This window comes from Arhodomonas sp. AD133 (assembly GCF_051195215.1).
GTDB lineage: Bacteria > Pseudomonadota > Gammaproteobacteria > Nitrococcales > Nitrococcaceae > Arhodomonas.
The window spans coordinates 22,638-36,052 of record NZ_JBNAZM010000031.1; the positions used below are offsets into that span (position 1 = coordinate 22,638).

Genomic DNA, 13,415 nt, shown 5'->3' on the forward strand with positions numbered 1-13,415 from the left:
CTGATGCGGATAAGGAGGCGTGCGTGGAACGCGAGAGCATGGACTACGACGTGGTGATCGTCGGCGGCGGGCCCTCGGGGCTGGCGGCAGCGATCCGGCTGATGCAACGTGCCGCCGAGGCCGAGCACGAACTGGCGGTGTGCGTGCTGGAGAAAGGCAGTGAGATCGGCGCGCACATTCTCTCCGGGGCGGTCATAGAGCCCCGGGCGCTCGACGAGCTGCTGCCCGACTGGCGCGAGCAGGGCGCACCGCTGAACACACCGGCCACCGAGGACCGCTTCCTCTACCTCACCGAGCACAAGGCCTACCGACTGCCCACGCCGCCACAGATGGGCAACCATGGCAACTACATCGCCAGCCTCGGCAATCTCTGCCGCTGGCTCGCCGAGCAGGCCGAAGCGCTCGGCGTTGAGATCTACCCGGGCTTCGCCGCCGCCGAGGTGCTCTACCACGACGACGGCTCGGTCAAGGGCGTGGCCACCGGCGACATGGGACTGAACCCGGACGGCACGCCGGGGCCCAATCACGAGCCGGGTGTCGAGCTCCACGCCCGCCAAACCATCTTCTCCGAGGGGTGCCGCGGCTCGCTCACCAAACGCCTGTTCGAACGTTTCGGCCTGCGCGAAGGCGCCGATCCACAGACCTACGGCATCGGCATCAAGGAGCTCTGGGAGGTGGATCCGTCGAAGCACCACCCCGGGCTGGCCGTCCACACCGTGGGCTGGCCCATGGACTCGAAAAACTACGGCGGCAGCTTTCTCTACCACCTGGAGGACAACCAGGTGGCCGTCGGGTTCGTCATCGGCCTCGACTACGACAACCCTTATCTATCGCCTTTCGACGAAATGCAGCGCTTCAAGACCCATCCGGCGATTCGCGGGACCTTCGAAGGCGGCCGGCGGATCAGCTACGGGGCGCGGGCACTGTCCGAGGGCGGCTACCAGTCCATCCCCCGGCTCACCTTCCCGGGCGGACTGCTGGTCGGTGACACCGCGGGCTTTCTCAACGTGCCCAAGATCAAGGGCACACACACCGCCATGAAATCCGGCATGACCGCCGCGGACGCCGTGTTCGACATCCTCGCCGAGGACGACGCCCACGGCCGCGAGATCTCCGCCTATCCAGAACGGCTCAGGCAAAGCTGGCTGTGGGACGAGCTTTACCAGGTGCGCAACATACGCCCCGCCTTCCGCTGGGGGCTGTGGCCCGCGATCGCCTACTCCGCGCTCGACACCTACGTACTTCGCGGCAAAGCGCCTTGGACCCTGCACCACCACGCCGACCACGAGCGCCTGAAACCCGCGGACCAGGCGCAGTCCATCGACTACCCCAAGCCGGACGGAGTGCTCACCTTCGACAAGCTCTCGTCGGTGTTCATCTCCAACACCAATCACGAGGAACACCAGCCCAGCCATCTCACGCTGCGTGACGAAACCGTGCCCGTGACGGTGAATCTCGAGCGCTACGCCGGGCCCGAAGCCCGCTACTGCCCCGCTGGGGTCTACGAGTTCGTGGAGAGCGAAGACGGCGGCATGCGACTGCAGATCAACGCGCAGAACTGCGTCCACTGCAAGACCTGCGACATCAAGGACCCCACCCAGAACATCGACTGGGTCGTCCCCGAAGGCGGCGGCGGACCGAACTACCCGAACATGTAAGGGAACGGGCTTTACACACCAAGAACACCAAGGCAGGGGCACGAAGCGAGAGAGGGCAGTCAACAGGCGATCCGGGGGCTTGTTCTCCAGGGGCCTCGGTAGCCTTTGTCTTCTCGCTTCGTGTCTTTGTGCTTTGCACTGTCTCCCCCGGCGCTTGCCTTCCTGGCGCTGCGTCCCCATGACTCATCGCTGATAGTCACAATGAGCCGTTTGTGCCGCGCGTGCGTCACGCGCGTGGCGGCGGCGCTATGCTATCCTGCCGATCATTTCATTCGAGATTGAACTTTTTACGGTGCTAATGTTCCGATGCCTGCCGGGTTCCGGCGCCCATCTTCCGCGCTATCCGCTGCCCCGGAACGACCGCCCAACGTGTATTCGCACCTCAGGGATGGAAGCCAATGAAAGTGTTCACGCGGCTGATACTGGTTCTGATCTTTCTCGCTGCTGTACTCGGCGGCATCTTCGGCTGGAAGTACTATCAGTTCCAGCAGATGTCGGCGCAGCTCTCGCAGCCACAGCCGCCGGCCACCGTCTCCGCCACCCGCGCACGCGAGGCGAGCTGGCAACCTAGCATCCGCGCCGTGGGCAGCCTGACCGCGGTGAACGGCATCGATATCACCACCGAAGTGGCCGGCAAAGTCCGCGCTCTGGAGTTCGACTCCGGCGCCCGGGTCTCCGCCGGTGACACGCTGGTACGCCTGGACGACAGCATCGACCGGGCGGCACTGGACGGGCTCGTGGCCGATCGCGAGCTCGCCCGCGTGCAGTTCGAGCGCTCTTCGAACCTGCTGCCGAAACGCGCGGTTTCGCAGTCGCAATTCGACGAGGCCAAAGCGAAGTACCAGGCCGCGCAAGCGCAGGTGGCCGAGCAACAGGCGCGCCTTGCGAAGATGACCATCACCGCGCCGTTCGACGGCCTGCTCGGCATCAGCCGGGTGGACGCGGGGGAATACCTCTCCCCCGGGCAGAAGATCGTCACGCTGACCACCCTCGACCCGATCTACGTGGACTACTCGGTGCCGGAGAGGCGGTTCAGCGAGCTGTCCGTGGGCCAAGCGGTCGAGGTGCATGTCGACGCCTATCCCGACCGCACCTTCAGCGGCGAGATCTCGGCCATCGACTCCGGCGTCGACGAGGGCACGCGCACCGTCGACGTCCGCGCCACCCTGCGTAACGAGAACCGGACGCTGCGCCCTGGCATGTTCGCCTCAGTCGCGACCCTCGAACCACAGAAACGCAACGTGGTTACGGTGCCGCGTACAGCGGTGTCCACGAATACCTACGGGAACTTTGTGTTCGCCATCACCGAGAATGGGGCCGGAGACCTCGTCGCCGAGCGTCGCTCGGTTACCACCGGCATCACCCGCAATGGACACATCGAAGTCACCGAGGGGCTCGTCAGCGGTGACCGGGTGGTGAGCGCCGGCCTGGTCAAACTACGCGACGGCCAGCGCGTGACAGTCGACAACGGCGTCTCGCTCGACGGGGAGGTCGCCGAGCAATGAGGTTCACGGATATCTTCGTGCGCCGCCCCGTCCTGGCGACGGTGGTGAGCCTGCTGATCCTGCTGATCGGCGCACGCTCGCTCGGCCTGCTGGAGGTCCGTCAGTACCCGGAGCTCGAGAATACGGTAGTGACGGTGACCACCGCCTATCCCGGGGCGAGCTCGGAGCTCGTCAAAGGCTTCGTCACCACGCCGCTGCAACAGGCCATCGCCGAAGCGGACGGCATCGACTACCTGACCGCCACCAGCGCCCAGGGCTCCTCCACCATCGAGGCCCACATGGAGCTCAACTACGACCCCAACGCGGCCGTGGCGGAGATCCAGGCGAAGGTGGCCAGTCAGCGCAACGTGCTCCCCGAAGCCGCCGAGGATCCGGTCATCGAGTCGTCCACGGGCGACTCCACGGCACTGATCTACCTCGCCTTCTACAGCGACAGCATGAGCGTGCCCCAGGTCACCGACTACCTGATCCGTGTGACACAACCGCAGCTCCAGGCCCTGCCCGGTGTCGCCAAAGCACGGCTTTTCGGCAAGCCCTTCGCCATGCGGATCTGGCTCGATCCCCAACGTATGGCCTCGCTGGGGGTAACGGCCAGTGACGTGGCGGGTGTCCTGCGCGCGAACAACTATCTCGCCGGCGTCGGCCAGACCAAGGGGCAATACACCGCGATCACCCTCACCGCCACCACGGACGTAAGCGAGCCCGGGAACTTCCGCGACCTGGTGGTACGCAGTGACGGCGGCACCCTCGTCCGCCTCGACGACATCGCCCGCACCGAGCTGGACGCGGAGAACTACGACACCGAAGCCTGGTACAAGGGCCGCCCTGCGGTATTCATGGCCATCGAGCAGGCACCGGGCGCCAACCCGCTGGACACCGCCAAGGCCGTACAGGACAAAGTCGAGGACATCCGCTCGCAGCTCCCGGAGGGCATGAACGTCGTCCTGCCCTACGACGCCTCGGAGTTTATCGAGGACTCCATCGACGAGGTCTACAAGACCATTGCCGAGGCGGTAGTCATCGTGCTGCTGGTGATCTACCTGAGCCTGGGCTCCATGCGCGCGGCGATCGTTCCCGCCATCGCGGTGCCGCTGTCGCTCATCGGTGCGGGCTTTCTCATGCTCGCGATGGGCTTCTCGCTGAACCTGCTCACGCTGCTATCGATGGTGCTCGCCATCGGCCTGGTCGTGGACGACGCCATCATCGTGGTGGAGAACGTCCACCGCCACATCGAGGCGGGAGAAGACCGCTTCCGCGCTGCACTTCAGGGCGCACGCGAGCTCGCCCTGCCAATCATCGCCATGACGACGACGCTGGTAGCGGTCTACGCACCGATCGGCTTCATGGGCGGACTGGTGGGGACGCTATTCACCGAGTTCGCCTTCACGCTGGCCGGCGCGGTACTCGTCTCCGGCGTGGTGGCACTGACGCTCTCCCCGATGCTCTCGGGCAAGGTGCTCAAGTCCCACGGCCAGCCCGGGCGCTTCGAGCGCCTCGTCGAGCGGGTATTCAACGGCCTCGCCCGCGGCTACCGGGCGTTGCTCGCGCGGTCGCTGGAGACGGTCTCGGTGACCGTGGTCTTCGCGGTGGCGATCCTCGGCTCGATCTACTTCATGTTCATGATGTCGCAGCAAGAGCTCGCCCCCACCGAGGACCAGGGCATTCTCTTCTTCCAGGCGACCGCGCCGCGCACGGCCACCATCGACTACCTGACCACGTACTCCAAGGACGTGCAGGCGAAGATGGAGACCGTGCCCGGGTACCACGAGAGCTTCATGATCCTCGGCGGCGCAGAAGCGAACACCGTCTTCGGCGGCTTCAAGATGAAGAGCTTCGGCAACCGCGAGATCTCGCAGTTCGAGGCGAAGGACCAGCTCCAACAGGCGCTGAACAAGGTGTCCGGCTTCCAGATCAGCGCGTTTCCGCCCCCGGCGCTGCCCGGCGCCAGTGGCGGCCTGCCCGTGCAGTTCGTGATGACCTCCGGTGCGAGCTACGAGGAGATGAACCAGATCGCCGACGAGCTCCTCGGGCGCGCGATGGGCAGCGGCAACTTCATGTTCCTGCAGAAATCGGTGGATTTCGACCGGCCGACCACGTCGGTGGTCGTCAACCGCAACCGCGCCGGCGATCTGGGCATCAGCATGCAGGAAATCGGGCAGAATCTCGGTGGCATGTTGAGCGGAAGCTATGTCAACCGCTTCAGCATGGACGGCCGGAGCTACAAGGTGATCCCGCAGGTGGAACGCAGCCACCGTCTGAACGAGGAGATGCTCGCCGACTACTACATCCGCGCGGATACCGGCGATCTGGTGCCGCTGTCCACACTGGTGTCGTTCGAACAGAGCGTGGAACCGTCCAAGCGAACACAGTTCCAGCAGCTCAACTCCATCACGCTACAGGGCGTCATGACACCGGGCGTGACCATGGGCAGTGCGCTCGGCTACCTGGAAGAACAGGCCGCGGAGCTGTTCCCGCGCGGCTACGGCTATGACTACACGGGACAGTCACGGCAGTTCAAGCAGCAGGGCTCGGCGCTCGTCATTACTTTCTTCATGTCACTGCTGGTGATCTATCTGGTGCTGGCCGCGCAGTTCGAGAGCTGGCGGGATCCGCTGATCATCCTGGTGTCCGTGCCCATGTCCATCGCCGGGGCAATGGCGTTCATCACCCTCGGCTTCGCGACCATGAACATCTATACGCAGGTCGGACTGATTACGCTGATCGGCGTGGTCGCGAAAAACGGCATCCTGATCGTGGAGTTCGCCAACCAGCAGCAGATCGAGAAAGGGCTATCCAAGCTGGATGCGGTGCTGGAGGCGGGGGCGATTCGCCTGCGGCCGATCATCATGACGTCCGTGGCGCTCATCGTCGCCATGGTTCCGCTGCTCACCGCCAGCGGACCTGGCGCGGTCAGCCGGTTCGCCATCGGCCTGACCATCGCCACCGGCCTCGGTATCGGCACGCTGTTCACCCTGTTCGTACTGCCGGCGTTCTACCTGCTGCTGGCACGCGATCACAGCAAAACGAAGGTCACCGAGGAGGAGCGCCCGGACGATCCGGAGGCGGTGGAAGCCGGGGTCTGAACGGCCCGTCGGGCCCAGCACGGACAGCGCCCGCCAACCCGGCGGGCGTTGTTCGTTTCAGGGGGCAAGCGGCAAGCGGCAAGCGGCAAGCGGCAAGCGGCAAGCGGCAAGCGGCAAGCAGAGGCTACGGGGGTTCCCCGAGTGACGCTACTACACCCGCAGCCCTTTCAAATCGCCACCTGCAACCATCCACCCGCGGCAGCGCCGCCTCACTCCTCCCCCGCGACATGCTCCTCCAGCGCCTCTCCCGCCGAGCGCGGCCAGGCCTTGATGGTCGCCTTGATCAGCGTGGCGAGGGGGATGGCGAAGAAAATGCCCCAGAAGCCCCAAATACCGCCGAAAACCAGAATCGCGACGATGATCGCCACCGGGTGAAGATTCACGACCTCGGAGAACAACAGGGGTACCAGGACATTGCCGTCCAGCGCCTGGATCACGCCGTATGCCGCCATTACCCAGACGAACTCGCCACTCGGGCCGAACTGGAAGTACGCGACCACGGCGATGGGCACGGTGACCACCGTGGCACCGATGTACGGGATGATCACCGACAGGCCTACGACCACCGCGAGCAGCGCGGCGAAGTCCAGGCCCAGCACCAGGAACGTGATGTACGAGACACTGCCGACGATGAAGATCTCCACGAACTTGCCGCGCACGTAATTGCCGATCTGCGCATCCACCTCCTGCCACACGGTGTGCGCGAGGCTACGGTGGCGGGGAAGATACTGACCGAGCCAGTGCAGCAACTGCGCCTTGTCCTTGAGAAAGAAGAACACCAGCAATGGCACGAGGATCGCGTACACCACAAGGGTGAACAGCCGGACCACCGAGGCGACGGAGATCGAGGAGACCACCGCGCGCCCGAGGCCGACGGACTCCTGGCGAATGGCGGCCAGGATGGAGATCACCTGGTCCCGCGAGAAGAAATCGGGGTAACGCTCCGGCAGCTGGAGCAACGCCGCCTGCCCACGGTCGAGCATGTCGGGCAGGTTTTCCACGAGCTGAACCACCTGCTGCGTGAGCGTTGGCACCAGGGCAAAGAGCACCAGCACGAAACCGGCAATGAACAACGCGAAGACCACGAATACCGCCAAGCCTCGCGGCAACCAGCGTTCGAGTTTCTGGACCACCCCTTCGAGCAGGTAGGCGACGACGAGACTCGCGAACACCGGCGCCAGCATGTCGCCGAAAAACACGACAACGCCCAAGCCGGTCAGGAGCACGAGCGTCAGCGCCACCACCTGGGGATCGTTGAGATGACGCTGTAGCCAGGCGCGAATGATCTGCATACCCTCGAATCCGTGGTGATGTACACACAGCCGTTGGCGGGACGAACGGCGGCCGCGGCGGCACGCACCCGGGCCGTCACCGGTCTGCCCCCGCTACCGGTCACGTTCGGCGATGATAGCCCGCGTAGGGGAGAGCCTGCACAGGTATACTGGAAGCTGACCGCCAGACAGGCGGCAGGAACGCACGATCGCGGAACGCTGCGCGTTCTCGCGAGGTCACAGGATCACACACAACAGCCGACCGGCGCCATGTCACGATTGATCGCAACGGGTCTGATACTTGTCTTCGCTTTCACTCCCATCGGCCCGGCGACCGCAGCGATACTCGACCTCAGCCTCCCGGAGATGGGCGATCCGGCCGACCGGGTCATGACCCCGAGCGAAGAGCAGCGCATCGGCGAGCGAATGATGCGCGAGGTGCGCCGGGAAGCCGACCTGGTCGACGATCCGGCGGTCATCGCCTACCTGCACGATCTGGGTACCCGGCTCGCCGGCTACTCCGAGCTCCCGGCGAACGCCTTCCGGTTCTTTCTGATCAACAACGAGCGTCTCAACGCATTCGCGATGCCCGGCGGCTACATCGGCGTGCACAGCGGACTCGTCCTTGCCGCGCGCAGCGAGAGCGAGCTCGCGTCGGTACTCGCCCACGAGATGGTCCATGTCAGTCAGCGCCACCTCGCCCGTCGTGTCCTTGCCGCGAAGCAGACGTCGGTGCGCACGGTCGCGTTGATTCTCGCCGGCATCCTCCTGAGCACGCAGGCGCCCGAGGCGGGCAGCGCTGCGGCCATGTCGGGCATGGCGAGCGGAGCGCAGAGCCAGCTCGCGTACTCCCGCGACCATGAGCGCGAAGCCGACAACCTCGGACTTAAATTGCTCAGCGAGGCGGGTTTCGATCCCATGGGTATGCCGGCATTTTTCACGCGCCTGCTCGAGGCGAGTCGCTACTCCGCGGAACCACCGCCATTCCTCAGCACCCACCCGTTGACCGAGGCGCGTATCGCCGACAGCCGCAGCCGCGCGGAGACATTCACCGGCAGCGGCGAGGTGTTCGAAAGCCCCGGATTCGCGCTCATGCGCGCACGGCTCGCCGCGCTCACCGCTCCCACCGGCGAAGCCGCCGTACGGCGTCTCGCGGGCTGGATTGAAGACGAGAATGCGGGCGCCGCCGCCCGTTACGGCCTGGCGGTGGCACTTACGCGCCAGGGACGGCTGGACGACGCCCGTGAAGCACTCGAGCGGGTCCGCGCCAACGACGAGGCGCGTGCCGCCTACTACGCCGCGGCGGCGGAGCTGGCACTCGCGGCAGACCGTGCCGATCAGGCCGTGGCGACGGTTAAGGAAGGGCTCTCGCTTTTCCCCGACGATTACGCCCTGCAGTACCGTTACGTGGAAGCGCTTACTGCCGCCGGCGACCACCAGGCTGCCGTCCACGCCGTGGAACGAGCGACCGAGACTCACCCCTGGTCGGCCCCGCTGTTGCATCTTCAGGCCCGCACGGATGATGCCGCGGGCGATCAAGCCGGCGCGGCGATCGCCATGGGGCGATTCTATGCTGCCCGAGGGGATCTTCGCGGCGCGCTGCGACAACTCGACCAGGTGCTCTACGGGGCGGTGGCGGACGGCTACCAGCGCTCCCGGGCGCAGGCCCTGCGGGAGCGCTGGCGCGCCGAGCTCGAAGCGCAGCGGGATGCCGAAAGTAATTAGGAGACAAGTGTCCCGATGATACACTGACGCCCTAGCCATGAGGTGAGGCGAATCACGCGCATGCAGGCCGGAGCAGATCAGTGGCAGACCGAAATCGAGCGCTGGCTCGATACGCTCTCACGCTTGTGGGGGCTCGGCGATGCCGATGGCACTTCGCCGCTGGCCACGCTCCGGGACTATCTTCAACACCCTGTCGCGGAATCCCCTGCCGCCGCACGCGAAAGCGCTGCCGCCGTGCGCCGCTGGCGCGAACAGTTGCCCGAAACGCTGCCCGACCCGGGGGCTTGGCGCCAGGTTCTGTCGCAACTCGCCCCCTTGGGCGCCCTGCTCGGCGATGGCAGTGAGGGAGGCATCGGCCCGGCCGGGGACTGGCAGGCACGCGGCGCGGCACTGGAAACCGCATTGCACCACTGGCAACAGGCGGGGCTGGGCCTTGCCGCCGCGCTCGCCGATGTGCTCGCCGACGGCCTCGAGGACCTGGCCGACAAGCTGACACACCAGGACGAGCCGGCCGATGGCAAAGACTGGCTTCCGCTGTGGTCCGCCTGCGTCGAGGCCCGCTACGAGGCAGCCCTGACCGAGGGCGACCTCGCCGAGCACCTCGGGGGCTTTCTGGCGGGTGTCGCCGAAGTGCGTACGGCACTCACGCGGATGGTCGACGAGCTGGCCCCCGCTCTGGGCCTGCCCAGCCGCGCCGAGCTCAGCGACGCCCAGGATCGCCTGGCCGCGATGGAGCGCCGCCAGCGAGCTCTCGAGGCCCGCATGGCCACTATTCCAACCGGAGAGTGAACGTGGCCCCTCGCTCTCCGGCGCAAATCCTGGCTGACGCACGCGAACGGGGGCTCGACACCACCCTGGCCCAGCCCTACGAAGTCGTCGCCGACACGCCCCTGTACCGTCTCCGTCGCTACGCCGGCGGCGACGGCCGGCCCCTGCTCATCATCTATTCGCTGGTCAACCGGCCGGAACTGCTCGATCTGTCACCAAGACGCTCGGTCATCACCGCCTTGCGCGACAGCCGCCCGGTATACCTGCTCGACTGGCGCGATCCCACGCCCATGGATCGCTTTCGCGGCCTGGCGGACTACGTGTTCGAGGGAGTCGGCGACGCCCTCGCCCGGGTTCACCGGCACAGCGGGCAGACAGCTCACGTCGCGGGGGTCTGCCAGGGCGGGTATCTGGCGCTTTGCTATCTGGGCATGTATCCGGACGCCGCAGCGAGCTTCATTGCGCTCGCCACCCCGGTGGACGGTGCCACCGCCGATGACGCCCTCAGCCGGATCGCCGCCCGCGTGAACTTGGCCGCTGTAGAGGCAGGTGAGCGCAACGTGCGCGCCAGCGAGCTCAACTGGGCCTTTGCGTCGCTACGCCCGTTCCCGCTGCTGCTCGATCGCTACCGCCAGCTGCCACAGCTCGAGGGCAATGACACTGCGCTGGGGGAATTCCTGCGCATGGAACGCTGGATGTACGGCGGCCCCGATCAGGCCCTGGTGGCTTTCGTCGAATTCATTCGGGCGCTGTATCGGGACAATGCCCTGATCCACGGCACGCTGAACCTGCGTGAGCACCGCGCGCGCCTGGACCGACTGAATTTGCCGGTTTTCAACGTCGCTGCCGAAGCCGATCACCTGGTACCGCCGGCGGCCGCCCGCGCTCTCCGCGGCCATGTGCGCGGCGCCTACCAGGAGCACATCCTCCCCGGCGGCCACCTGGGCGTTTTCGTCAGCCGGAGTGCCCATAGCATGCTCTACCCCACGATGACACAGTGGCTCAACGCGCAGGATTGACACGGCGCCCTTGCCATACGCAGGCAAGCCGCTACAATGGCGAGCAATCCGATCGTCGTGATGACGACTCGAATACAAGACGCTCCGGCCCGCTGAGGGTTCGCCCCAAGCAAAAACAGCGAAGTTGAAAGGAGTGTCTTGGTACCTGAAAGGGAGGCTGCGGTCTCCCGTTTTTTTCTCCATACCCCCCGCAGTCAGCCGGCAACGGATCATCTGGCCCCGCGTCGCAGCGGTGATGCAACGATGATCGACCGCCCGCGGCAGCCGATCATCGTCCCGGGCTGAATTGGCCGGACTCGTGTTCGGAGACGCTAGAACGCACTGCCTGTCTCGTTGAACTCCAGGCCTCGGCGCGCGCGCTCGAAACCAGCGTTCGCGGGACTTACCGCCATACGAGCAAACTCGGCCTCGGCGGGAGTCGCCGTCGCCTCGATGTCGCTGCCGCCAAGTATTACGCGCTCGGTCACGGCCTCGTTCCGATCCAGGCCGGCGATCAGGGCTGCATAAGCGCCCTTGCCCTCCGTGGCGGCGATACGCTCAACCGTCGGCGCCCCGGAACCACCAGGACTGGCATGGTAAACGAGCTCATTGCGCTCGGTGCCGTCACGCAGCATCTCGAAAGTCCCGGGTCCGCCGGCAACCGCGCTGCCGGCAATCCCGAGGCCGGTGATCACACTGATGAGAAGGTACCTGGTCCGCATGGCTTTATCTCCCGTCGCGCTTGTACTGTGAGTGGCCGACCCTTTGGTCTTGGGTGCCACTGTGCGCGCATCGATCAGTGGGAGATATCCGCGCCACCAGCCATTCGGATAGGGAGTTGCACTTACTGTGCCTGTCGACAAGTATTGTCGACAGGTCAGTGCTGCAATACGGTGCCGGGACAGCTGACGTCAGGCCTCGTGCACGCGCCGAGGAGGCGCGCGCACGAACCGTTTGCCTAGAAACTGCAGAATAACGCGCCGTTGACCGGTATGTTGGCGCCGTTGATGTAGGCGGACTCGTCGGCAGCCAGGAACGCCACCACGCGGGCAATCTCCTCGGGTTCTGCCATACGCCCGGCGGGTACCTGATCGATGATGCCCTGGCGGATCTCCTCGGGAATGGCCGCCGTCATGGAAGTACGCACGTAGCCCGGCGACACCGTATTCACGGTCACGCCCTTGGGCGCGCTCTCCTTTGCAAGCGCCATCGTGAATCCGTGGATGCCCGCCTTCGCTGCGGAGTAGTTGGTCTGTCCGAACTGCCCGGTCTGCCCATTGACGGAGGCGATGTTCACTACCCGCCCGAAACCGCGGTCACGCATGGACGGAATGAACTGCCGGGAGACGTTGAACACGCTGTCGAGGTTGACTCGCAGCACCGAGGACCAATCCTCCGGAGCCATCTTGTGCAGAAATGTGTCCCGCGTTATGCCCGCGGCGTTGACAAGCACATCGACGGCACCGAGTTCTTCGACCACCTGCGCGGCCATGGTCGCGCACGCCTCGAAATCGGAAACATCGCAAGCGACCCAGTCCACCTCATAACCTGACTCACGCAGGCTCGCCTGCCAGCCGCCGATATCCTCCGCTTCCGGGTCGACGCAAGTGGTCACGACGCGATAGCCGGTGGAAACCAGCGCCTTGCAGATCTCCGTACCGATACCGCCGTTGCCGCCGGTGACGAGCGCCAGGCGATCATTCATGGTGGAGCCCCCTTCACGCGATAGCTGAATGCCGAGCGGCTGCCGCGCGGGCAATGTTGTGCGCCGCAGCATCGGCTGTTGCTGAGATTAGGGGGGCTACCGTGGGGTGTCAAGAACGACGGCCCGGAACTGCGACCGCTTCAACGATCACCGCCGTCTTCCTTGCCACCGTCACCGTCGTCGCCCTTGTCATTGCGACTGCGGCCACGGCGCTCGCTCAATCCGCTCATCGCCTGCCACATCGCGAGATTGCGCTCGGTGATCTGGTTGAACATCTCCATGGGATCACCGCCCATGAAGTCACGGGTGCGCTCCTGGAACACACGCTGCTGCTCGCCCCACATCTCCATGCTCTTCTCGAGATAGCTGGTGAGCAGGTTCTGCATGTTGCCGCCGTAGGAGCGGATGATCTGGGCAAGCAGATCGCTCGAGAAAATGGGCTCGCCGCCCTCCTCCTCCTCACTGATGATCTGCAGCAGAATGCTGCGGGTGAGGTCCGCCTTCGTCTTGGCGTCCACCACTTCGAAATCCACGCCGTCGAGCACTAGACGTTTGACGTCGGCGAGCGTGATGTAGCTGCTGATCGCCGTGTCATAGAGCCGACGGTTCGGATATTTCTTGATGATCCGGGTCTCGGACATTGGCCCTCTCTCAACGCTGTCGTATGCCGCACCCATCAGCGGGTGCGGCAACCTGAATGTC

General features: G+C 65.4%; 10 protein-coding genes. 6 read left to right on the plus strand and 4 right to left on the minus strand.

What is annotated here, in order from left to right:
• The first annotated feature begins 23 nt into the window (after positions 1-23).
• The 3 genes from ACPEES_RS15710 to ACPEES_RS15720 all read left to right on the plus strand — a co-directional run bounded on the left by ACPEES_RS15710 (position 24) and on the right by ACPEES_RS15720 (position 6,246).
• Entirely contained in the window at positions 24-1,658 is a 1,635-nt protein-coding gene (locus tag ACPEES_RS15710) for an electron transfer flavoprotein-ubiquinone oxidoreductase (RefSeq protein WP_435104491.1), read from the plus strand.
• A gap of 398 nt (positions 1,659-2,056) precedes the next feature.
• Positions 2,057-3,163 (plus strand): efflux RND transporter periplasmic adaptor subunit, encoded by a 1,107-nt coding sequence (locus ACPEES_RS15715; RefSeq protein WP_435104492.1) that lies wholly within the window; start codon positions 2,057-2,059, stop codon positions 3,161-3,163.
• Positions 3,160-6,246, plus strand: a complete 3,087-nt coding sequence (locus ACPEES_RS15720) for an efflux RND transporter permease subunit (protein WP_435104493.1) — start codon at positions 3,160-3,162, stop codon at positions 6,244-6,246. The genes ACPEES_RS15715 and ACPEES_RS15720 overlap by 4 nt, the downstream gene beginning before the upstream one ends.
• Positions 6,247-6,455: 209 nt before the next feature.
• Here ACPEES_RS15720 and ACPEES_RS15725 read toward each other — a convergent pair whose 3' ends face one another.
• Positions 6,456-7,538 (minus strand): AI-2E family transporter, encoded by a 1,083-nt coding sequence (locus ACPEES_RS15725; RefSeq protein ID WP_435104494.1) that lies wholly within the window; start codon positions 7,536-7,538, stop codon positions 6,456-6,458.
• A 249-nt stretch (positions 7,539-7,787) separates the two neighbouring features.
• Here ACPEES_RS15725 and ACPEES_RS15730 point away from each other — a divergent pair, with 249 nt between their 5' ends.
• Genes ACPEES_RS15730 through ACPEES_RS15740 form a run of 3 tightly spaced genes read left to right on the plus strand, consistent with a single transcriptional unit; the run spans position 7,788 to position 11,029 of the window.
• Complete coding sequence (locus ACPEES_RS15730) at positions 7,788-9,242, plus strand: M48 family metalloprotease (RefSeq protein ID WP_435104495.1); 1,455 nt, start codon at positions 7,788-7,790, stop codon at positions 9,240-9,242.
• Positions 9,243-9,302: 60 nt separating this feature from the next.
• Positions 9,303-10,031 (plus strand): poly(R)-hydroxyalkanoic acid synthase subunit PhaE, encoded by a 729-nt coding sequence (locus tag ACPEES_RS15735; RefSeq protein ID WP_435104496.1) that lies wholly within the window; start codon positions 9,303-9,305, stop codon positions 10,029-10,031.
• A 2-nt stretch (positions 10,032-10,033) separates the two neighbouring features.
• Complete coding sequence (locus tag ACPEES_RS15740; RefSeq protein WP_435104497.1) at positions 10,034-11,029, plus strand: alpha/beta fold hydrolase; 996 nt, start codon at positions 10,034-10,036, stop codon at positions 11,027-11,029.
• A 311-nt stretch (positions 11,030-11,340) separates the two neighbouring features.
• On the opposite strand, the gene ACPEES_RS15745 is transcribed toward ACPEES_RS15740, so the two are convergent.
• The 3 genes from ACPEES_RS15745 to phaR all read right to left on the minus strand — a co-directional run bounded on the left by ACPEES_RS15745 (position 11,341) and on the right by phaR (position 13,354).
• Positions 11,341-11,730 carry a hypothetical protein gene (locus ACPEES_RS15745; protein WP_435104498.1) on the minus strand — a complete coding sequence of 130 codons (390 nt, stop codon included), beginning with the start codon at positions 11,728-11,730 and terminating at the stop codon, positions 11,341-11,343.
• A gap of 236 nt (positions 11,731-11,966) precedes the next feature.
• Positions 11,967-12,713 carry an acetoacetyl-CoA reductase gene (phbB, locus tag ACPEES_RS15750; protein WP_435104499.1) on the minus strand — a complete coding sequence of 249 codons (747 nt, stop codon included), beginning with the start codon at positions 12,711-12,713 and terminating at the stop codon, positions 11,967-11,969.
• A 140-nt stretch (positions 12,714-12,853) separates the two neighbouring features.
• Positions 12,854-13,354, minus strand: coding sequence for a polyhydroxyalkanoate synthesis repressor PhaR (gene phaR, locus ACPEES_RS15755; protein ID WP_435104500.1), 501 nt, complete (start codon positions 13,352-13,354; stop codon positions 12,854-12,856).
• Between the last annotated feature and the right edge of the window lie 61 nt (positions 13,355-13,415).